Below are 19,575 nucleotides of genomic sequence, written 5' to 3' on the forward strand. Positions count from 1 at the left end.
GCGCTGCGCTCCACCCCAGCCTACCAATGCCACCGTCATGGATCGGTTTTCCGTAGGCTGGTGTGGAGCTCAGCGCAACCCCAGCGATCACCGACCCACCACCCGCCCCGGATTCAGCAACCCGGCCGGATCCAGCGCCTGCTTCAGCGCCCGCATCAGCCCCAGCGCCACCGGCGACTTGTAGTCCGGCAGCTTGTGCGCCTTCAGCAGACCAATGCCATGCTCGGCGCTGATGGAGCCGCCGAAGGCCGCCACCTGGTCGTACACCAGCGTGTTCACGCGCTCCTCCTGCTCGCGCAGGAACGCGGCCGCATCACCGCCTTCGGGCGCCTGCACGTTGTAGTGCAGATTGCCATCCCCCAGGTGGCCGAAGTTCACCAGCCGCACGCCCGGGATCTCGCGCGCGAGCAGGGCGTCGGTGGCTTCGCAATAGGCCGGGATGCGCGAGACCGGCACCGAGATGTCGTGCTTGATGTTCAGCCCTTCCTCCGCCTGCGCGAGCGGGATCGACTCGCGGATATGCCAGAGCTGGTGCGCCTGGCTCAGGTTCTCGGCCACGACTGCATCCGTCGCGCAGCCGGCCTCCAGCGCGGCCTCCAGCAGGGCTTCGAAGCGGCCGCGGGCATGGGCCTCCGATTCCGTGTCGGCGTTATCCAGCAGCACGCAGTAGGGCGTGTCGCGGTACAGCGGCACGCGCAGCTGCGGCATGTGGCGATCCACCAGCGACAGCGCGAACTGGCCCATCACCTCGAAGCCGGTGAGGCCCGCGCCCAGGTGGCGATGCGCCAGCCCCAGCAGCTGCACCGCGGCCTGCATCGAAGGCACGGCCGCCCAGGCGGTGAGCGTGGCCGCCGGCTGCGGATACAGCTTCATCGTGGCGCCGGTGATGATGCCCAGCGTGCCTTCACTACCGATGAAGAGATCCCGCAGGTCGTAGCCCGTGTTGTCCTTGCGCAGGCCGGTGAGGCCGTCCCACACCTCGCCCTGCGCCGTGACGACCTCCAGGCCCAGGCACAGCTCGCGGGTATTGCCGAAGCGCACGACCTGCGTGCCGCCCGCATTGGTGGCCAGGTTGCCGCCGATGGTGCAGCTGCCTTCCGCCGCCAGCGAGAGGGGAAAGTGCAGGCCGGCCGCCTCCGCCGCCTGCTGCAGGTTCTGCAGTACGCAGCCGGCATCGACCGTCATGGTGAGGTTGTCCGCGTCGATGGCGCGCACGCGGTTCATGCGCGTCAGGCTCAGCACCACCTCTCGGCCCGATTCATCCGGCACACCCCCCACCACCAGCCCGGTGTTGCCGCCTTGCGGCACGATGGGCGCGCCGGCCTGCGCGCAGGCCCGCACCACCGCGGCCACCTCGCCTGTGCTGCCCGGCCGCACCACGGCACGTGCCTTGCCGCGCGTGCGCTTGCGCCAGTCCTGCTCCCAGGCGGAAAGGTCGCCTTCGGTCAGCACGTGGGCCTCGCCCACGGCGGCGCGCAGCGCGGTAAGCAGGGTGTCGGGGGTGGATGCGGTCATGTCGGCTCGGCGGGGCGGGGCTTCTTCAGGCGCAGCCGCACATGCAGCGCGCAGGCGATGAAGAGGGCGAGGCTGAGCGCCACTTCCAGCACGGCCAGCGGCACGCTCGGGCCGCGGTCGCTGGTGGCGCGCACCACGCCTTCGGTGAAATAGAGCCAGACCAGCAGGCTGGTCCAGCGGTAGGTGTACAGGCGCCGTCGTAGCAGGCCCGGCAGGGCCAGCGCGATGGGCAGCGCCTTCAGGGCCAGCCAGCTGCCACCAGGCCGCAGGGGCGCGAGCCACAGCTCCCACGCGAACGCCAGCAGCACGAGCGCGAGCGCGCTGCCCGCGGCCAGCCACCGCGTAGCCTCCACCGCGGGGGGTGGCACGGCGGGGGCGGGATCGGGCTGGGTCATGGGGACTGGCATGATACCGGCCGATGAAACTGGCCCGGCTCGCCGTCACCCTGCGCCGATTCCCCTGGCGCACCACCGCGCGGACGCTGCTGGAGCGCTTCCGCGAAGACCGCCTGGGCGTCTCGGCCAGCAGCCTGACGTTCACCACCACCATTGCGCTGGTGCCGTTCTTCACCGTGGTGCTGGCGGCGCTGACCGCCTTTCCCGCCTACGGCAAGATGCAGGCGAGCCTGCAGGCCTGGCTGGTGCAGAGCCTGGTGCCCGAGGCGATCAGCCGCCAGGTGCTGGGCTACCTCACGCAGTTCGCCGGCAAGGCCAGCCAGCTGGGCTTCGTCGGTCTCGCGGCGCTGCTCGCCTCGGCGCTGGCGCTGGTGTTCACCATCGACCGCACGCTCAATGCCATCTGGCGCGTGCAGCGCCCGCGGCCGATCGCGCAGCGGGTGCTGATCTACTGGGCCGCGCTCACGCTCGGCCCGCTGCTGCTGGCCGCCAGTCTCGCCACCACGTCTTGGGTGCTGTCGGCCTCGCGCGGGCTGGTGGCCGATCTGCCCGGCGGCCTTTCACTGGTGCTGGACAGCGTGGAGTTCATCGCGCTGGCGCTGTCACTCGCTGCCCTGTACCGCTATGTGCCCAACACGCCCGTGCAGGGCGCGCATGCCCTGGCCGGCGGCGTGTTCGCGGCCGTCGGCATGGAGGTGGCCAAGCGGCTGCTCGCCTGGTACATCAGCAAGGTGCCCACCTATTCGGCGGTGTATGGCGCGTTCGCCAGCGTGCCGATCCTGCTGGTGTGGATCTACATGGCATGGGTGATCGTGCTGCTGGGCGCGGTGGTGGCGGCCTACCTGCCCAGCCTGCTGGCCGGCGTGCGCCGCACGGCGGGCGGGCCGGGCTGGCGCTTCCAGCTCGCGCTGGAGGCCCTGCAGCGGCTGGATCGGGCGCGCGCGACACCGCGCAGGGGCCTGACCGCCCATCAGCTCGCCGTCCTGCTGGAGGTGGATGAGCTGCAGCTCGCGCCTGTGCTGCAGTCGCTGGTGCAACTCGACTGGATCGGTCGCCTGAACGAGGTGGATGATGGCGAGGCGACTCGCTACGCGTTGCTGGCCGACACGCAGACGACACCGCTGCAGCCCCTGTTGCGGCAACTGCTGCTGCCGCACAATGAGGCGACCGCCCGCCTGTGGCGCGGCGGCTCGCTCGATCAACTCATGCTGCGCGACGTGCTGTGAGACCGCCACCGACCACCGCCGAATACCTGGTGAGCTGGGCGCTGCGCGCGCCGGCGCATCCAGCCCTGCGCGAGGAGGGCACCGAGGTCACCTACAGCCAGCTCTGCGGCATGGTGATCCAGGCCGTGCACCTGCTGCGCCGGCATGGCGTGAAGCGCGGGGACCGCGTGGCCGTGGCGGGGCCCGGCTTCGGCATCCAGCTCGTCGTGCTGCTGGCGGCCGAGGGCCTGGGGGCCAGCACGCTGTCGTTCCAGGCCGAGGGCGACCCGGACATCGACTTCGTGCTGTCGCATGCGGAATGGGTGATCGCCCGCGTGCAGCAGGTGGTGCCGGCGCCCGCGCGCTTCATCGCGCTGGATGATGCCTTCCTGCGCGAGCTGCGTCAGCCGGTGAGCGAGCTCGATGGCCTGTGGGCGCCGCTGGAGGCGCACGAGATCCAGCGCATTAGCCGCACCTCGGGCTCCACCGGCCGGTCGAAGTTCATGCCCCTGTCGCGTCGCGCGCAGGAGTACTGGGTGAGCGGCAGCCTGGACGTGAAGCGCTACACGCCCGACACGCGCCTGCTGATCTGCGGGCCGCTGGTGATGAACGTGGCCTTCACCCGCAGCAGCACCTGCCTGCGATCGGGCGGGCTGGTGATGGCCGGCTCGGGCGCGTGGCTGCCGCAGCTCGCGCCGACGGACCTGTGGGGCCTGCCGGTGCAGATCGAGCGCCTGTTGCACGAGGCGCCGCCTGATTGGCGGTCCGCCCAGCCGGTGCCCGTGTCCACCGTGGGCGGGGTGCTCTCGCCCGCCTTGCGGCAGCGCCTGCGCGAAGTGTTCCACGCCGAACCGGTCAGCCGCTACGGCAACAACGAGACCGGCGTGATCTGCGACGACCTCGATGCCGGCGGCACCGGCGTGATGCGGCACGGCGTGGACGTGCGCATCCTCGACACCGAAGGGCGCGATCTGCCGCGCGGCGTGTGGGGCCGCATCGCGGTGCGCACGCCTTCGATGGCGGAGGGCTACATCGATCTGCCGCAGGAGACGGCGCAATCGTTCCAGGACGGCTGGTTCATCACCGCCGATGTCGGCGCGCTGGTCGCGTCGCGCCTGCTGCGACTCGCGGGCCGCCAGGACGACCTGGTCAACATCGCCGGCATCAAGATGCCCGCCACGCAGATCGAGGACGCCCTGCGTGCCGGTGGCGAGGTGCGAGACTGCGCGGTGGTCGCCGTCAACCTGCAGGGCGGCGAGGTCACCGTCGGCGTGGCACTGGTGCTGGCACCCGGCGCCACGGCGGCGCAGGCCCAGGCGCGGCTGCAGGGCTTGCTGCGGCTGGACGCGGAGACGCTGGCCCGCATGCTGGTGCTGCCCGAACTGCCGCTCATGCACACCGGCAAGGTGGACCGCATGGCGCTGCAGCGGATGTTCCAGTCGCAGGGTTGAGCGGGCTGCCGGATGCGATCACCACCGACCACGGCCGAGATCCTGGAGCGCTGGGCGCTCGCCACGCCGCACCACGTGGCCGTGGTGGAAGAAGGGCGCGCGCTCACCCACGGCCAGTTCTGCGCCATGGTCACGCATGCCGCGCGCATGCTGCGGCAGATGGGCGTGCAGCCCGGGGACTGCGTGGCGGTCGGCGGCCCTGCCTTCACGCTGGAACTGGTGCTGCTGCTGGCGGCCGAGGGCATCGGCGCCTGCACGATCTCGTTTCGCGACCAGGATGACCCCGATCTGGACTTCGTGCTGCGCCATTCGCGCTGGGTGCTCTCGGGGCGTGCCGGGCCGGCCGCCTCGCACGCGGGCTTCCGGCTCGCCGACGAGGCTTTCCTCGCCGCGCTCGGGCAGCCGCTGGCCACGGTGGGCGGGCCTTGGGTGCCGCTGCCCGCGGAAACCGCGCATCGCATCAGCCGCACCTCGGGCTCTGGCGGGCGCTCGAAGTTCATGCACGTGCCACGGCCGGTGCAGGACTACTGGGTGCACGGCAGCGTGGACGTGAACGGGTATGACGCACGGACACGCCTGCACATTGCCGGGCCGCTGATCATCAACCTCGCCTACGCGCGCGCCAGCGCCTGCCTGCGTGCCGGCGGCACGGTGATGGCCGGCTCGGGCCAGTGGCTGCCGCGCTATCTGCCCACGCACCTGTGGGGCATGCCGCTGCTGCTGGAACGCCTGCTCGACGCCATGCCCGCGGACTGGCGCTCACCGCACCCGGTGCAGGTGGCGGCGGTCGGTGGCGTGCTCACGCCCACGCTGCGCCAGCGGCTGCGCGATCGGCTGGGCGCCGAACCCGTCGGGCGCTATGGCAGCAACGAGGTGGGCGGCGTGTGCGACGGGTTGGACGACACCGGCCTGGGCATCGTGCGGCCCGGCGTGGACGTGCGCATCCTGGATGCGCAAGGGGCCGATCTGCCGCCCGGCACCTGGGGCCGCATCGCCCTGCGCAGCAGCGCGATGGTGACGGGCTACATCGACCGGCCGCAGGAGACGGCCGAGGCCTTTCAGGATGGCTGGTTCCTCACGCCCGACCTCGGCATGCTGGTGCAGCCGCGGCTGCTGCGGGTGGCGGGGCGGATGGATGACCTGGTCAACCTCGGCGGCGCCAAGGTGGCCGCCAGCGAGTTCGAGAACACCCTGCGTGCCACCGGCACCGTGGCGGACTGCGCCGTCGTCTCCGTGCACGCGCCGGGCAGCGACATGTCGGTGGGCGTGGCGGCGGTGCTGGCACCGGGTGCATCGCCCGAGGCGGTGCTGGAGAAGCTGACCGGCCTGTTCAACCTGCAGGGGCAGGTGGTGGCGCAACTGGTCGTGCTGAAGGAGTTGCCGCGCCTGCCCACGGGCAAGGTGGATCGGGTGGGGCTGCTGGGGCTGTTTCGTCGCGCAGCGGGTTGATGCGCTGCTGCGTCGGGGAACGCTGGGGTTTCGCTTCGCTCCACCGCCAGCCTACGCGGTCCAAGGGCACCTCGTCGGATGGCGTTTCGCTTCGCTCCACCGCCAGCCTACGCAGGCAAAGGGTATCTCGTAGGCTGGGGTGCAACCCCAGCGATGCCGAAGGCGCCTGGGCGGCCCGTCCTCAGAACGGAATGCGTCCCGTCCAGATGTCCTTGTACATCACCCAGTCGCCCATGAAGCTGTAGAGCGGCCGCTTGAAGCTGGCGGGCTTGTTCTTCTCGAAGCCGAAGTGGCCGAGCCACGCGAAGCCGTAGCCGCAAAGCAGCCCAGCGAGCAGCCACCAGGCATTGGCCGTAGCGATCAGCAGGCCCAGGCAGACCAGGGCGAGCGTCGACCCCAGGAAGTGCAGGCGCCGGCAGGTGCGGTTGCTGTGCTCACCCAGGTAGAAGGGGTAGAAGTCCGCGAAGGTCTGGAAGCTGCGCGGGTCCGCCGCAGCCGTGGGCGTGGTGGTAGCCGTCATGGTCTTGTCTCCTGGACGTGAAGTCTATTCAACGCGGAACGCCGCGCGCAAGAACCCGCGGAAGCGTGCCCGCCCGCCGCGCACCGGTGCTTCGGTCAGCCGGTAGCGCGGGAAGCGCGCCAGGAAGCGCCCGATGGCGATGCGGCCTTCCAGCCGCGCCAGGCTGAGGCCCGCGCACTGATGGATGCCGAAGCCGAAGGCCAGGTGGCGGTTGTTCTCGCGGCCCAGGTCCAGCCGGTCCGGATCCACGAACTGCGCCGGATCGCGGTTGGCCGCCCCGATGCACAGCGTCACCAGCGCGCCTTCGGGCAGAGTGATGCCGCCCACCTCGCAGGCCCGCAGCGCGCGGCGGTTGCCCAGCTGGTTGCTCGACTCGAAGCGCAGGAACTCGTCCACCGCCAGCGTGAGCAGGGGTTCCAGCTCGGGCCGGCTGGCATCGCCGCCGATCGCCGCCACCAGCTGGCGGCATTCGTCGGGCCACTCCTGCAGGGCCACCAGCGCATTGCCGATCAGGTTGGTGGTGGTCTCATGCCCGGCGTTGAGGATGAAGATGCAGTTCTGCAGCAGCTCCACCTCGCTCAGCTGCTCGCCGCCTTCACCCAGGATCAGGCGCGTGAGCACGTCGTGCTCGGGGTCGCCGGGGTGGCGTCGCCGCTCGGCCACCAGCCCGCGCAGGTAGTCCAGCATCTCCAGCACGCTGCGGTTGCCCAGGGCCTCCTGCTCGGGGGTGAGCTTGGGCTCCAGCGCGCCCAGGATGGCGAGCGACCACGCGCGCAGCGGCCCGCGGTCCGAGTGCGGCACACCGAGCAGGTTGCCGATGATCTCCACCGGGATCGCGGAGGCGAAGTCCTCGATCAGGTCGCCGCTGCCGCGCGCCTCGATGGCGTCGAGCAGGCCGTCCACCAGCGTCACGAGCCCCGGCTCCATCTCCGCGATGGCGCGTCGGGTGAGCGCGCCCATGATCAGCTTGCGCACGCGCGTGTGCAGCGGCGGATCGTTGAACACCAGGCTGGTGGTGTGATGCTCCAGCAGCGGCGCGCCGGCGCCGTACTTGGGCGTGAACTCCACCTTCTTGTCGGAGCTGAAGATCTGCGCGTCGCGGTACACGGCCACGAGGTCGGCATAGCGCGTGAGGAACCACGAGCCGTCGGGCATGCGCCGCACCGGCTCCCGCTCGCGCAGCGCGGCATAGACCGGGAAGGGGTTGGCGTAGAAGTCGGGTGGCAGCGCGCGCAGGTCGAAGCTGTCGGCGATCTCGCGGGCGCGCGCCGGGGTCATGGTGGGCGTGATGGAAAAGGTCATGGCGGGATGGTGCGCAATTGTTCATCGGCCAGCCCCACCAGCAGGGCCCGGCCGTCCGGCAGCACGCGGAATTCACCGTAGCGGGCGCGCTCGAAGCGGGCGGCCTCGCCCTCGCGGAAGAACCAGGCGTCGGTGACCAGGATCCAGCGGCCGCCCTTGGGCGTGAGTTCGATGCGCATCTCGCCTGGCCCCAGTGATTCGCCCGGGGCCAGCAGGCGGCGCAGTTCGGCCACGCCGTTCGGTGCGCGCACCGCAGCCACGTGCGGCCGCTGCAGGCTCACCAGGCTTTGCATCTGCGCATCCATGGGGCCCGGCACGGCGAAGGCGAGACGCATGTAGTCGCCCTGCATCAGCGAGCGCGGGTCCACAGGGGCGAGCCGCACGAAGACCTTGTCGCCATGGGCGATGAGCGTCTCCTTCTGCCAGATGGCGAAGTTGGCCACGCCGGCCACGAGCACGGCCGTCAGGGCGATCAGCGGCCGGCCCCAACGCCAGGGCATGGGAACGAGGCCAGGTGTGGCGCCGACGGTGCGCCGCGTGCGCTGTGCCAGCCAGCCGATGGCCCCGAGCGCCGCGCCCGCGCCCACCAGCACCACCGCCTTGGTCGCCAGCGACCACTGGAGCTGGTAGTAGAACGCCCCGGTGATCCAGGCCGCGGCCATCGCGCCAGCGCCCGCGAGCAGCCAGCGCTGCGTGATGGCCAGCGCGGCCAGCGCGAACAGCACGCCGCCCAGGCTGGGCAGGAACCAGGCGAGGCTGGCGATCACCAGGCCGGCGAGCGCAGGCGCCGGCTGGCGCAGGGTGGGCCAGTGGCGGCCCGCGAGCAGCAGGCCCGCTGCGCCGAGCACCGTCGATGCCGCGCGCATCGGCCACTGGTCGACGGCGTACCGCCCAGGCTGGGGGCCGATGCCCCCCATCACCCCGCCCACCAGCATCGTCATGCCCGCCCACACGGCCAGGCCGGCCAGCACGGCCAGCACCCAGCCAGCCGCGATCGATTCGACGGCGGCTGCAAAGGGCGCATGCCGACCATCGGCGAGCACCTGGGACTGGATCACCAGCGCCGCGGCCCAGGCGGCCAGCCCGAAGTGCAGCGCCATCCACGCCACCTGGTGGCCCGAGCCGTGGTCGAAGAGGCGCAGTGGGGTGACGGCAAACGCAAACAGCGTGGCGGCCAGGGCGCCCAGCAGCACGCGCAGCCAGGGCCGCGCCACGAACGCCGCGATGACCAGGGCGACCAGGCACAGCACGGCGGCCGTGGTCTGCGTGCCCAGGCCGCGGCCCAGCCCGAAGGCCAGCGTGCCGCCGCCCGTCAGCAGGCCGGGGATGGCCAACTGCTCCACGAACACCGGCAGCTCGCGGGCGCGAAGCACCACCACCGAGGCGATCAGCAGCAGCACGCCAGCCACGCTGGCGCCCACGTCGGTGGTGAGCAGCGGGCCGAGGAGCAGGCCGACCACACTCAGCAGCGGCAACGTGGCCAGCCAGGCGCCCAGCGCCACCAGCAGCACCACCGGCCAGGGGCGCGACTCGGGCTCGGGCAGGCGGGCCTCCGCCGGCAGGATGCCGCGGGCCTTGGCCTGTTCGAGGATGCGTTCGAGGGGCGGCTGCGAGTCGCCTGGGGACGCGACCGGAACCACGGTCTTCACAGCGCTCGCGGCCGCGCGTGCATCGCCTGCGCCTGCGCCTGCGTGCGCGACGTCGCGTCGTGCCAGCCGCAGGATCGCGCTCACCGAGGCGGCCAGCAGCCCCGCGGCGCCCAGGCCCAGCAGCAGCATGCGGCCGACCCAGTCACTGCCCGGGATCTCGAACAGCAGGCGGCCGGTGCCGATGATCAGCAGGCTGTCCAGGCCGAGTGCGACAGCGCTGATCACGAACACATCGAAGACGCGTGGCAGGGTGAGTACGGCGGCGGCGATGCCCAGCACGGCCAGCCCCAGCCAGTAGAAAGAGGCCTCGTTGCGCGTGAACAGACCGCCCAGCGCGGTGAGCGTGATGGCGATCACCGCCAGCGTGGCCGCCGTCCGCATCGCCCATGCCCCTGCGCCCGTGAAGCGCCACGCGGACGGTGAGAGCGCCGCCACCACCAGGGCCATGGCCAGCCAGGCGGCCAGGAAGACGCCCTGGTCACCCGGTTCCATGCGCCAGCGGTGGCCCGTGTGCGCCTGCACCCACAGCGAGATGCCGGTCATGACCACCAGCGTCCAGGGCACCCAGACCGCGTCGCTGCGCACCGCCAGGGCCAGCGGCAGGGTCAGCACGGCCCACAACGCGAAGAGCTGCCACGGGTCGGCGCCGGTCTGGTAGGTCTGCCCGAAGTAGGCGAACAGCCCGCCCGTGCCCAGCAAGGCCAGCAGGCCCAGGGCGGGCGCCAGCCGGGGCCGCAGCGCGGCGCCGGCACAGAAGACGAGGATCACGCCCTGCAGCAGCGCGAAGCGCCCGGCGCGCCCCAGGGTGTCCCAGTTCGCGGCCAGCCACAGGATCACGCCCAGCCCGGTGAGCGCCGCGGCGATCACCGCCACGGCGGGCCACAGGCGACGACGCACGGCCAGGGGCTCGTCGCTCAGGCCGGCCGTCTCGAACAGCCGCAGGGTGGCGGGCGCGTCGAGCGCATGGCCGGACGCCAGGGCATAGAGGGTGAGTCGCAGGTTCATGGGGCGCGGTTCTCCTGGCTCGCCATGGTCGGGCCCTGCGCCGAATCCATGGTCAGCGCCGTGCGGAGTGCCGTCACAGGCCCTGGCGGGTCGCTTGCCGCGATACCGGGGGGCCGAGCGGCAGCGCCCATGCCGGTCAGCCCAGGAAGCCCTTCAGCGCCGCCAGCACCTCATCCGGCGACTCGGTCATCATGGCGTGGCCGCCTGGAACCACCACCGTGCGGCCGTCGCGCGCCAGCTTCTGCAGGCTGCCCGCGGCCTTCACCGGCGTCATCGCATCGGCGCGGCCCAGCAGGAACAGCACGGGGCACTGCACCTTCTGCATCGCCGCCTCGCCACCGGCATACGTGTCGCAGGCGTTGAAGCCGCGATGGAAGATGTTCACCTCGCGGTTGCTGGCCAGCACGCGCTTCATCAGCGCGCGCGAGCCGCCGTACAGCCAGGTGCCCGGCCCGAGTGCGGAGGGCGGCGGGGCCAGCATGGAGTGCGAGTACACGTTCACCATGTCGATGGCCTTCATCGGGTTCGCCACCGAGTTCTCCAGCAGGGCCGGCGATACCTTCATCGGGTAGGCCACGCCCACCAGCGCGAGGCGCGTCACGCGCTCGGGGTAGCGAGCGGCGGTCTCCAGCGCGATCAGCGCGCCGAAGCTGTGGCCCACCAGCGCTGCCTGCTGCACGCCCGCGGCATCCAGCAGCGCGCGGATGAAGTCGGCGCCTTCCTCCACCGACTTCGGGGCCTCGCCGGCGCTGCGGCAGTGGCCAGGCAGATCCACCGCCAGCACGTTGAAGCCGTGATGGGCGAAGTACCGTGTCTGCAGGATCCAGACACTGTGGTCGTTCAGCACGCCGTGGATGAACACCACGGTGGGCTTCGCGGCATCGAAGGGCTTGCCGCCGGTGTAGCAGAAGGTGCGGGCGCCGTTGACTTGCAGTTCCATCGCTTCGCTCCCGCCTCAGGCTTTCTCGGCGGCCTTGAGGGCGCGCTTGAGATCGTCGATCAGGTCGTCCGGATCCTCCAGCCCGATCGACAGGCGGATGGTGCCGGGGCCGATGCCCGCGCCCGCCAGCGCTTCGTCCGTCATGCGGAAATGCGTGGTGCTGGCGGGGTGGATGACGAGCGAGCGGCAGTCGCCCACGTTGGCCAGGTGGCTGAACAGCTTCAGCGTCTCGATGAAGCGCTTGCCCTGCTCGCGGCTGCCCTTCATGTCGAAGCTGAACACCGAGCTCACGCCCTTGGGCAGCAGCTTCTGCGCGAGCACATGGCTGGGGTGCGATTCGAGCAGCGGGTGCCCCACCTTCGCCACGAAGGGGTGGGCGGCCAGGAACTCCACCACGCGGCGCGTGTTGCTCATGTGGCGCTCCATGCGCAGCGACAGCGTCTCGATGCCCTGCAGGATCAGCCAGGCGGTGTGCGGGCTCATGCAGGCGCCGAAGTCGCGCAGGCCCTCGCGCCGCGCGCGCAGCAGGAAGGCGCCCACGGTGGACTCATCGCTGAACACCATCTGGTGGAAGCCGTCGTAGGGCGCGGTCAGTTCGGGGAAGCGGCCGGAGGCGTTCCAGTCGAAGCTGCCGCCATCCACCAGCACGCCGCCGATGACGGTGCCGTGGCCGGAGAGGAACTTGGTGGCCGAGTGGTAGACCAGGTCGGCGCCCAGATCCAGCGGCTTCATCAGGTACGGCGTAGTGAAGGTGGAGTCCACCAGCAGCGGCAGGCCCGCCTCGTGCGCGATCTGGCTCACCGTGGGAATGTCCAGCACGTCCAGGCCCGGGTTGCCCACCGTCTCGCCGAACAGCAGCTTCGTGTTGGGCCGGATCGCGGCACGCCAGGTGTCGATGTCACCCGGCTTCACGAACGTGGTGTCGATGCCGAATCGGCGCATCGTGTAGTGCAGCAGGTTCTGCGAGCCGCCATAGAGCGCCGTGCTGGCCACGATGTGCGAGCCCGCGCCCATGAGCGTGGCCACGGCCAGATGCAGCGCCGCCTGCCCGCTGGCGGTGGCGATGGCGCCGATGCCGCCTTCGAGGGCGGCCACGCGCTGCTCCAGCACCGCATTGGTGGGGTTGCTGATGCGCGAATAGACGTGGCCCGCGCGCTCCAGGTTGAACAGCGCCGCGGCGTGGTCGCTCGACTCGAAGACGAACGAGGTGCTCAGGTGGATCGGTACTGCCCGCGCGCCGGTGGCGGGGTCGGGCGCGGCGCCGGCATGCAGCGCCAGGGTGTCGAAGCCGGGGTCGGAGTAACCGGGCATGGGGATGCGTCTCCTCTCGTGTCCGCTGTGGAACTGCCCCGGATTGTGGGCTATATTCATCTCAGCCCCGCCAGCGGGCGGCCCTGGAGAAGGAGACCCCATGAAAGTCAGCGACATCCTGCGCGTGAAGGGCGGCACCCTGTTCACCGTGTCCCCGGACGAGCCGCTCGCGCGGGCCATCGACGTGATGGCCGACAAGGACATCGGCTCGCTCGTGGTCATGGACCACGGCGACCTGGTGGGCATGCTGACCTTCCGCGAGGTCATCCAGTGCGTGGTGCGCAATGGCCACGTGGTGGGCAACACCACCGTGCGCGCCGCGATGGATGACGCGCCGCTCACCTGCACCATGGAGACGGAGCTCGACGAAGTGCGCAGGATGATGCTGGAGCGCCACGCCCGCTACATGCCGGTGATGGACCGGCGCATGCTCATGGGCGTGATCAGCTTCTACGACGTCGCCAAGGCGGTGGTGGACAGCCAGAATTTCGAGAACAAGATGCTCAAGGCGTACATCCGCGACTGGCCGGCGGAAGACGACGCGCAGCAGTCGGCGGCGGGGTGAGGGGAACGCTGGGGTTGCGCTGGCGCTCCACCCCAGCCTACAAGGGGCTGCCTTTATTCGTAGGCTGGGGTGCAACCCCAGCGATGCGCAGCCCTACCCATCCCACCTCGGCAGGCTGATCCCCTTCCACAGCACGATCACCCGCAACCCCGCGCCAACGACCGCTGCCGTGGCCATCGCGGCCTCGGGCGGCCACCCCAGCGCAGTCGCCCCGACCAGCACCCAGCCGCCCACGAACGCGCACACCGCGTAAGGGCTGTGGTCATGCAGCGCGCGAGGGATCTCGTTGCAGACGATGTCGCGCAGCACGCCGCCAAAGGCGGCGGTGATCACCCCCATCAACACCGCCACGATGGCCGGGAGGCCCTGCGCCAGTGCCAGTTGCGTGCCACTGGCGCTGAACAGACCCAGCCCGATCGCGTCGGGCCACTGCATGGCGCGCTCGGTCACCTCCAGATGGCGCGTGCGCAGGAAGAACATGGCGCCGATGCACAGCGCCAGCAGCACCCACAGCCACTGCGCATGCGCCACCCACACGAACGGTCGGCGATCCAGCAGCACGTCGCGCAGGGTGCCGCCGCCGAAGGCCGCCAGGCCCGTGACGATGCAAACGCCCACCGGGTCCAGCTTCTTGCGTGAGGCCTCCAGCAGGCCCGACAAGGCAAACGCCAGCGTGGCCGTGGCTTCCATTGCGATGTGCAGCCAGGAGAGGATGGCGGAGTTCCACATGGCCTGGATTGTCCATGGGCAGGGGCCGGGCGTGTCGCGTTAAGCTGGCAGGGCGCCGCAGACTGCGGCCAGGAGCCCGCCTGATGTTCTCGCACCTCTTCGTCGGCGTGACCGACTTCGACCGTGCTCTCGCGTTCTATCAGCCCCTGATGGAGAGCCTGGGCCTGCCGCAGCGCTTCGTCGAGCGGGAGCGCCCGTGGGCCGGCTGGCAGTCGACCCCGGGGCCGCGGCCGCTGTTCCTGGTGGGGCGGCCCTACGACGGGCAGGCCCATGCGCCCGGCAACGGTCAGATGACGGCCTTTCTCGCGTCGACGCGGGCGGTGGTGGATCGGGCGCATGCCATTGCGCTGGCGCACGGCGGCCGCTGCGAGGGCCCGCCCGGGCTGCGGCCGGAGTACCACGCCCACTACTACGGCGCGTACTTCCGGGATCCCGATGGCAACAAGCTCTGCGTGGCGTGCCACGAGCCCTGAGGGCGCGCAGCGCCCGGCTCAATCGCCCGCCGACCGCTTGCGCGCATAGCGCATCTGCGTGCTCTCGCTGGTGGTGGCGCCCACGGTGCGCGCGAGCTGGCGGCTGGTGCTGATGTAGGCGTGCCCGATGCGGCTGTCGAAGTACAGCGAGTCACCGCGTGCCAGCTTCACCACCTGGCCGGTGTCGAAGTGCACCTCGATCGCGCCTGAGAGCACGTAGACGAATTCCTCGCCCTCGTGCCGCGCGAAATCCTCCGGGCCGTGGATCGCGCGGGCGTGCACCGTGCCCAGGATGGGGCTCATCTGCTTGCCGGTGGCCTGCGTGGCGAGGAACTCGTAGGTGAACGACTGGCCGCGATAGGCCACCCCTTCACCGGCCCGGGTGAGGATGGGGCCGGGCAGGCCGACGCCGGGCGCGTCGCCCTCGGCGAAGAGGGCGCCGATGTCCATCTTCAGCGCGCGGGCCAGGGCCGAGAACTTCTCGTACGACAGCGCGAGTTGCCCGCGCTCGGCGCGCGAGATGGTGGGCACCGAGACGCCCGAGCGGTCGGCCACCTCCTGCAGGGTCCAGCCGAACTTCTTGCGCGCCGCGCGCAGGCGGCGGCCGAAGGTCTCCCGGTCCAGCGTGTGCAGGCCGGCCGCTGACGCGGGCGCCGGTGTCGAGGCCGCACGGCTGGCGCGCGCAGCCTTCGGCGCCTGGCCAGTGGCCTGGCGCGCACTTGAGCGGGGCGCGGAACTCATCGGTCCGATTTTGCGTGAACGCAAAGGCAAACGCCATGCCGATCTGACGCGGTCAGCCAACAGACCGGCCGAATTTGCGAATGTGAAAATTCCAGGCTAGGATGCGCACCATGCAATCGCAGCAGGCGGACTTCGTCGTCGTCGGGGCCGGCATCGCCGGGGCCTCGGTGGCGTACTGGCTCGCCCCGCACGGCCGCGTGCTGCTGCTGGAGCGCGAGTCGCAACCCGGCTACCACTCCACCGGCCGCTCCGCCGCGCTCTTCATGGAGAGCTACGGCACGCCGCAGGTGCGCGCGCTCACCATCGCCAGCCGCCCTTTCCTGCAGAACCCGCCGCCCGGCTTTGCCGAGCAGCCGGTGCTCAGCCCGCGCGGCGCGATGATGGTGGCCACCGCCGGCCAGGAAGAAGCCCTGCACGAGCACTGGCGCGTGCTGCAACCCATCTCCCCTCAGGGCCGGCTGCTGGATGCCGCGGGCGCCTGTGAACTCACCCCGGTGCTGCGGCGCGAGGGCCTGATCGGCGGCGTTTACGAGCCCGATGCGTCCGACATGGACGTGCACGCCATCCACCAGGGCTACCTGCGCGGCGTGCGGCGCGCGGGCGGCGCTGTGCTGACCGATGCCGAGGTGCGCAGCGTGCAGCGCGTGGGCGACCAATGGGAGGTGCACGCCGGCGAGCATCGTGTGCGGGCGCCCGTTCTCGTCAATGCGGCCGGTGCCTGGGCCGATGTCGTGGGCACGTTGGCTGGCGCCCGGCCCATCGGCCTGCAGCCGAAGCGGCGCTCGGCCTTCATCTTCGCGCCGCCCGAGGGGTGTGACGCGAGCCGCTGGCCCATGACGGCCGGCGTCACCGAAGACTGGTACATCAAGCCCGATGCCGGCATGCTGCTGGGCTCCCCCGCGAACGTCGATCCGGTGCCGCCGCACGACGTGCAGCCCGAGGAGATGGACATCGCCATCGCCATCGACCGCATCCAGAGCCTGACCACGCTCACCATCCGCCGGCCCACGCGCACCTGGGCCGGCCTGCGCTCGTTCGTGGCGGATGGCGATCTCGTCGGCGGTTGGGACGACCGCGCGCCCGGCTTCTTCTGGGTGGCCGCGCAGGGCGGCTACGGCATCCAGACCTCTGCCGCGATGGGCGAGGCCTGTGCCGCGCTGATCCGCCGCCAGCCCCTTCCCGAAGCGATTGCCCGGCACGGTCTGACCGAAGCCATGCTGTCGCCCGCCCGACTTCACTCGAGCCCCTAGCCCATGCGCGTCTTCTCCGGCGGCATCGCCACCGAAACCAACACCTTCGGCCCCATGCCCACCGGCATGGCCTCCTTCCAGGACCGGGGCTACTACCCGGGCGGCACCCACCCGGACCACATGTTCTACTTCGCCGGCCCGCTGTGGGCGGCGCGCATCCGCGGCAAGGAACGCGGCTGGACGCTGGTGGAAGGCCTGGTGGCCGGCGCCCAGCCCAGCGGCATCACCACCCGCGCCACCTATGAGCGCCTGCGAGCCGAACTGCTGGCGGACCTGCGCGCCGCGCTGCCGGTGGACATGGTGCTGCTGGGCCTGCACGGTGCGATGGTGGCCGACGGCTACGACGACTGCGAAGGCGACCTGCTGGCCCACGTGCGCGAGATCGTGGGGCCCGACGTCGTGGTCGGCGCCGAGCTGGACCCGCACAACCACCTGAGCCAGGCGATGGTGGATCACGCCGACGTGCTGATGTCGTACAAGGAGTATCCGCACACCGACGTGCTGGAGCGCGCCTTCGAGCTGGTGGACCTGTGTGCCGCCAAGGTGCAGGGCCGCATCCGCCCCACCGCGGCCGTGGTGGACACGGACATGATCGTCACGCTGCACACCTCGCGCCAGCCGGCGCGCGGCTTCGTGGACCGCATCCAGGCCATGGAGGGCCAGGATGGCGTGCTCTCCATCTCCATCACGCATGGCTTCGCCTGGGGCGATGTGCCGGACATGGGCACCAAGGTGCTGGTCTACACCGACGGCGACGCGCCCAAGGCCGCGCGCCTCGCGCGGCAACTGGCCGATGAGCTGATTGCCCTGCGCGACGCCCTCTCGCCGCACGTGCCCGGCATCGACAAGGCGCTGGACCAGGCCATGGCCTTCGAAGGCGGACCGGTCGTGCTCTCCGATGGCGCGGACAACCCCGGTGGTGGCGCCGCGAGCGACGCCACCTTCATCCTGCAGCGGCTCATCGAGCGCGGCATCACCAACGTGGCGATCGGCCCCTTCTGGGATCCCATCGCCGCGCGCATCGCCATCGAGGCCGGGGAGGGCGCACGCCTGCCGCTGCGCATCGGCGGCAAGGTGAGCCCGCTGTCCGGCGCCCCGCTGGACCTGGATTGCCACGTGCTGGCCGTCAGGCACGAGCACACGCAGACCGGCCTGTCCAACACGCTCACGCACATGGGTGACTGCGCGCTGGTGGAGGCCAAGGGCATCCAGATCCTGCTGGTGAGCCTGCGCAACCAGGCCATGGGCACCGATCTCTTCACCGGCATCGGCTGCGATCTGGCGAGCAAGAAGCTGATCGTGGTGAAGTCGTCGCAGCACTTCCATGCCTCGTACTCCAAGGTCGCGCGCCATGTGATCTACGCCGCCGCGCCGGGCGCGGTGAGCTTCGATCTGCGCAGCCTGCCCTACCGCAAGGTCCGCCGGCCCAAGTGGCCGCTGGATGCCTGAGCCGCCTTCCACGCCCCACCCGTCCTTCGCCAGGAGAAAGCCATGCAACGACGCACCCTCGCCACCGCCGCCCTGCTGATCGCCGGGCTGCTGGGCACCGCCGCCCCTGCGGTGATGGCCCAGACCAAGACGCTCAAGGTGGTGGCCCACGCCGACGTGAAGATCCTCGACCCGAGCTTCACCACCGCCTACATCACGCGCAACTTCGGCTATATGGTGTACGACATGCCCTTCGGCCTGGACAGCAAGGGCCAGCCCAAGCCGCAGATGGTCGACAAGTACACCACCTCCAAGGACGGCAAGCTCTGGACGTTCACCCTGCGCCCCGGCCTGAAGTTCTCCGACGGCACGCCGGTGAAGGCGGCCGACGTGGTGGCCTCCATGCAGCGCTGGACCGCCAAGGACAGCATCGGCCGCGCCATGACGGCCATCTCTGCCGCCGAGTGGAAGACGGTGGATGAGAAGACCTTCACGCTCACGCTGAAGGAGCCTTTCGGCATGGTGCTGGAGGGCATGGCCAAGCCCTCGGGCTTTCCGCCGGTGGTGATGCCCGAGCGGCTGGCCAGGATGCCCACCACCGCGCCGCTGACCGAGGTGATGGGCTCCGGCCCCTTCGTCTTCAAGCGGGACGAGTGGGTGCCAGGCAACAAGGTGGTGTTCGTGCGCAACCCGCACTACGTGCCGCGCAACGAACCGGCCAATGGCCTGGCGGGTGGCAAGAAGTCCGCCTTCGACCGCATCGAGTGGAGCTACATCCCCGATGCCAACAGTGCCGTGGCCGCGCTGAAGAAGGGCGAGGTCGACCTGATCGAGCAGGTGCCGCCGGATTACATCAACCCGCTGCGTTCCGACACCAACGTGAAGCTCGCGCCCTCGGGCGCGTGGCAGGGCTGGATGGTGATGAACCAGCTGCACCCGCCCTTCAACAACCCGAAGATCCGCCAGGCCGTGCTGAAGGCGGTGAGCCAGGACAAGTTCATGGCCGCCATGGGCTACCCGGTGGACATGCGGGTGACGAACTGCGCCACCTTCTTCATCTGCGGCAGCGCGCACGAAACCTTTGCCGGCGCCGAGCCGTGGCGCACGCCCGATCTCGCCAAGGCCAAGCAGATGCTGGCCGAGGCGGGCTACAAGGGCGAGAAGGTGGTGCTGCTGGTGCCCAGCGACATCACCTACCTGAACGCCGAGGCGCTGATGGCCTTGCAGACGCTGCGCAACATGGGCATGAACGTGGAGCCGGTCACCTCCGACTGGGCTTCCATCGGCGCACGCCGGGCCAAGCGCGACGCGCCGGATGCCGGCGGCTGGAACATGTACGTCACCGTGGCCGGCAGCTTCGACGCCGACTCGCCCATCACCAATGCCTACCTCAGCGCTTCCTGCGGCAGCAGCCTGCCGGGCTGGCCCTGCGACAAGCCGCTGGACGAGCTGCGCACCGCCTGGCTGAAGGAGACCAACCCGGCCAAGCGCAAGGAGCTGCTGGACAAGTTCCACGTGCAGGCCTTCAACGCGCTGCCCTACATCCCGGTGGGCCAGTACACGCCCGCCATGGCCATCCGCAAGGAGGTGAAGGGCGTGGAGAAGATGTGGAACGGCCTGCCGCTGGTGTGGGCGCTCGACAAGTAG

General features: G+C 70.7%; 17 protein-coding genes. 8 read left to right on the plus strand and 9 right to left on the minus strand.

Annotation, left to right across the window (positions count from 1 at the left end):
• Window positions 1-87: 87 nt before the first annotated feature.
• On the minus strand, window positions 88-1,515 hold the full coding sequence (locus ACE3T5_RS04840) for an FAD-binding oxidoreductase (protein ID WP_374665042.1): 1,428 nt from the start codon (window positions 1,513-1,515) through the stop codon (window positions 88-90).
• Window positions 1,512-1,910 carry a DUF2069 domain-containing protein gene (locus ACE3T5_RS04845; protein WP_374665044.1) on the minus strand — a complete coding sequence of 133 codons (399 nt, stop codon included), beginning with the start codon at window positions 1,908-1,910 and terminating at the stop codon, window positions 1,512-1,514. The genes ACE3T5_RS04840 and ACE3T5_RS04845 overlap by 4 nt, the downstream gene beginning before the upstream one ends.
• Window positions 1,911-1,933: 23 nt before the next feature.
• On the opposite strand from ACE3T5_RS04845, the gene ACE3T5_RS04850 reads away from it, so the two are divergent.
• The 3 genes from ACE3T5_RS04850 to ACE3T5_RS04860 are packed head-to-tail and all read left to right on the plus strand — an operon-like array spanning window position 1,934 to window position 6,015.
• Window positions 1,934-3,136, plus strand: coding sequence for a YihY family inner membrane protein (locus ACE3T5_RS04850; protein ID WP_374665046.1), 1,203 nt, complete (start codon window positions 1,934-1,936; stop codon window positions 3,134-3,136).
• Window positions 3,133-4,566 (plus strand): class I adenylate-forming enzyme family protein, encoded by a 1,434-nt coding sequence (locus ACE3T5_RS04855; protein ID WP_374665048.1) that lies wholly within the window; start codon window positions 3,133-3,135, stop codon window positions 4,564-4,566. The genes ACE3T5_RS04850 and ACE3T5_RS04855 overlap by 4 nt, the downstream gene beginning before the upstream one ends.
• Before the next feature lie 12 nt (window positions 4,567-4,578).
• Window positions 4,579-6,015 carry a class I adenylate-forming enzyme family protein gene (locus ACE3T5_RS04860; protein ID WP_374665050.1) on the plus strand — a complete coding sequence of 479 codons (1,437 nt, stop codon included), beginning with the start codon at window positions 4,579-4,581 and terminating at the stop codon, window positions 6,013-6,015.
• 181 nt (window positions 6,016-6,196) lie between these two features.
• Here the strand turns inward: ACE3T5_RS04860 and ACE3T5_RS04865 are convergent, their stop codons facing one another.
• The 5 genes from ACE3T5_RS04865 to ACE3T5_RS04885 all read right to left on the minus strand — a co-directional run bounded on the left by ACE3T5_RS04865 (window position 6,197) and on the right by ACE3T5_RS04885 (window position 12,742).
• A complete protein-coding gene (locus tag ACE3T5_RS04865; protein WP_374665052.1) occupies window positions 6,197-6,535 on the minus strand; it encodes an Mpo1-like protein in 339 nt (112 codons plus the stop codon).
• Window positions 6,536-6,559: 24 nt separating this feature from the next.
• Window positions 6,560-7,837 carry a cytochrome P450 gene (locus ACE3T5_RS04870; protein ID WP_374665054.1) on the minus strand — a complete coding sequence of 426 codons (1,278 nt, stop codon included), beginning with the start codon at window positions 7,835-7,837 and terminating at the stop codon, window positions 6,560-6,562.
• Window positions 7,834-10,491, minus strand: coding sequence for a GDYXXLXY domain-containing protein (locus ACE3T5_RS04875; protein ID WP_374665056.1), 2,658 nt, complete (start codon window positions 10,489-10,491; stop codon window positions 7,834-7,836). The genes ACE3T5_RS04870 and ACE3T5_RS04875 overlap by 4 nt, the downstream gene beginning before the upstream one ends.
• A gap of 136 nt (window positions 10,492-10,627) precedes the next feature.
• Window positions 10,628-11,431 carry an alpha/beta fold hydrolase gene (locus tag ACE3T5_RS04880; protein ID WP_374665058.1) on the minus strand — a complete coding sequence of 268 codons (804 nt, stop codon included), beginning with the start codon at window positions 11,429-11,431 and terminating at the stop codon, window positions 10,628-10,630.
• 15 nt (window positions 11,432-11,446) lie between these two features.
• A complete protein-coding gene (locus ACE3T5_RS04885; protein WP_374665060.1) occupies window positions 11,447-12,742 on the minus strand; it encodes an O-acetylhomoserine aminocarboxypropyltransferase in 1,296 nt (431 codons plus the stop codon).
• A gap of 100 nt (window positions 12,743-12,842) precedes the next feature.
• Here ACE3T5_RS04885 and ACE3T5_RS04890 point away from each other — a divergent pair, with 100 nt between their 5' ends.
• A complete protein-coding gene (locus ACE3T5_RS04890; RefSeq protein WP_374665062.1) occupies window positions 12,843-13,307 on the plus strand; it encodes a CBS domain-containing protein in 465 nt (154 codons plus the stop codon).
• A 93-nt stretch (window positions 13,308-13,400) separates the two neighbouring features.
• On the opposite strand, the gene ACE3T5_RS04895 is transcribed toward ACE3T5_RS04890, so the two are convergent.
• A complete protein-coding gene (locus tag ACE3T5_RS04895; protein ID WP_374665064.1) occupies window positions 13,401-14,036 on the minus strand; it encodes a trimeric intracellular cation channel family protein in 636 nt (211 codons plus the stop codon).
• 83 nt (window positions 14,037-14,119) lie between these two features.
• On the opposite strand from ACE3T5_RS04895, the gene ACE3T5_RS04900 reads away from it, so the two are divergent.
• Window positions 14,120-14,509 carry a VOC family protein gene (locus ACE3T5_RS04900; RefSeq protein WP_374665066.1) on the plus strand — a complete coding sequence of 130 codons (390 nt, stop codon included), beginning with the start codon at window positions 14,120-14,122 and terminating at the stop codon, window positions 14,507-14,509.
• 18 nt (window positions 14,510-14,527) lie between these two features.
• Here ACE3T5_RS04900 and ACE3T5_RS04905 read toward each other — a convergent pair whose 3' ends face one another.
• Window positions 14,528-15,250, minus strand: coding sequence for a helix-turn-helix domain-containing protein (locus ACE3T5_RS04905; RefSeq protein WP_374665069.1), 723 nt, complete (start codon window positions 15,248-15,250; stop codon window positions 14,528-14,530).
• Between the two features lie 110 nt (window positions 15,251-15,360).
• Here ACE3T5_RS04905 and ACE3T5_RS04910 point away from each other — a divergent pair, with 110 nt between their 5' ends.
• The 3 genes from ACE3T5_RS04910 to ACE3T5_RS04920 are packed head-to-tail and all read left to right on the plus strand — an operon-like array spanning window position 15,361 to window position 19,575.
• Complete coding sequence (locus tag ACE3T5_RS04910) at window positions 15,361-16,500, plus strand: NAD(P)/FAD-dependent oxidoreductase (protein ID WP_374665071.1); 1,140 nt, start codon at window positions 15,361-15,363, stop codon at window positions 16,498-16,500.
• 3 nt (window positions 16,501-16,503) lie between these two features.
• The gene (locus tag ACE3T5_RS04915; RefSeq protein ID WP_374665073.1) at window positions 16,504-17,949 is read left to right on the plus strand and encodes a M81 family metallopeptidase; all 1,446 of its coding nucleotides are present in this window, start codon (window positions 16,504-16,506) and stop codon (window positions 17,947-17,949) included.
• 42 nt (window positions 17,950-17,991) lie between these two features.
• The gene (locus ACE3T5_RS04920) at window positions 17,992-19,575 is read left to right on the plus strand and encodes an ABC transporter substrate-binding protein (RefSeq protein ID WP_374665075.1); all 1,584 of its coding nucleotides are present in this window, start codon (window positions 17,992-17,994) and stop codon (window positions 19,573-19,575) included.

The sequence above is a fragment of the Ramlibacter sp. genome (assembly GCF_041916345.1).
GTDB lineage: Bacteria > Pseudomonadota > Gammaproteobacteria > Burkholderiales > Burkholderiaceae_C > Ramlibacter.

Coding starts and splice junctions, on each gene's coding strand:
- ACE3T5_RS04840 (WP_374665042.1), bottom strand. CDS start 1,515: ATGACCGCATCCACCCCCGACACCCTGCTTACCGCGCTGCGCGCCGCC.
- ACE3T5_RS04845 (WP_374665044.1), bottom strand. CDS start 1,910: ATGACCCAGCCCGATCCCGCCCCCGCCGTGCCACCCCCCGCGGTGGAG.
- ACE3T5_RS04850 (WP_374665046.1), top strand. CDS start 1,934: ATGAAACTGGCCCGGCTCGCCGTCACCCTGCGCCGATTCCCCTGGCGC.
- ACE3T5_RS04860 (WP_374665050.1), top strand. CDS start 4,579: ATGCGATCACCACCGACCACGGCCGAGATCCTGGAGCGCTGGGCGCTC.
- ACE3T5_RS04865 (WP_374665052.1), bottom strand. CDS start 6,535: ATGACGGCTACCACCACGCCCACGGCTGCGGCGGACCCGCGCAGCTTC.
- ACE3T5_RS04870 (WP_374665054.1), bottom strand. CDS start 7,837: ATGACCTTTTCCATCACGCCCACCATGACCCCGGCGCGCGCCCGCGAG.
- ACE3T5_RS04875 (WP_374665056.1), bottom strand. CDS start 10,491: ATGAACCTGCGACTCACCCTCTATGCCCTGGCGTCCGGCCATGCGCTC.
- ACE3T5_RS04880 (WP_374665058.1), bottom strand. CDS start 11,431: ATGGAACTGCAAGTCAACGGCGCCCGCACCTTCTGCTACACCGGCGGC.
- ACE3T5_RS04885 (WP_374665060.1), bottom strand. CDS start 12,742: ATGCCCGGTTACTCCGACCCCGGCTTCGACACCCTGGCGCTGCATGCC.
- ACE3T5_RS04890 (WP_374665062.1), top strand. CDS start 12,843: ATGAAAGTCAGCGACATCCTGCGCGTGAAGGGCGGCACCCTGTTCACC.
- ACE3T5_RS04895 (WP_374665064.1), bottom strand. CDS start 14,036: ATGTGGAACTCCGCCATCCTCTCCTGGCTGCACATCGCAATGGAAGCC.
- ACE3T5_RS04900 (WP_374665066.1), top strand. CDS start 14,120: ATGTTCTCGCACCTCTTCGTCGGCGTGACCGACTTCGACCGTGCTCTC.
- ACE3T5_RS04905 (WP_374665069.1), bottom strand. CDS start 15,250: ATGAGTTCCGCGCCCCGCTCAAGTGCGCGCCAGGCCACTGGCCAGGCG.
- ACE3T5_RS04910 (WP_374665071.1), top strand. CDS start 15,361: ATGCAATCGCAGCAGGCGGACTTCGTCGTCGTCGGGGCCGGCATCGCC.
- ACE3T5_RS04915 (WP_374665073.1), top strand. CDS start 16,504: ATGCGCGTCTTCTCCGGCGGCATCGCCACCGAAACCAACACCTTCGGC.
- ACE3T5_RS04920 (WP_374665075.1), top strand. CDS start 17,992: ATGCAACGACGCACCCTCGCCACCGCCGCCCTGCTGATCGCCGGGCTG.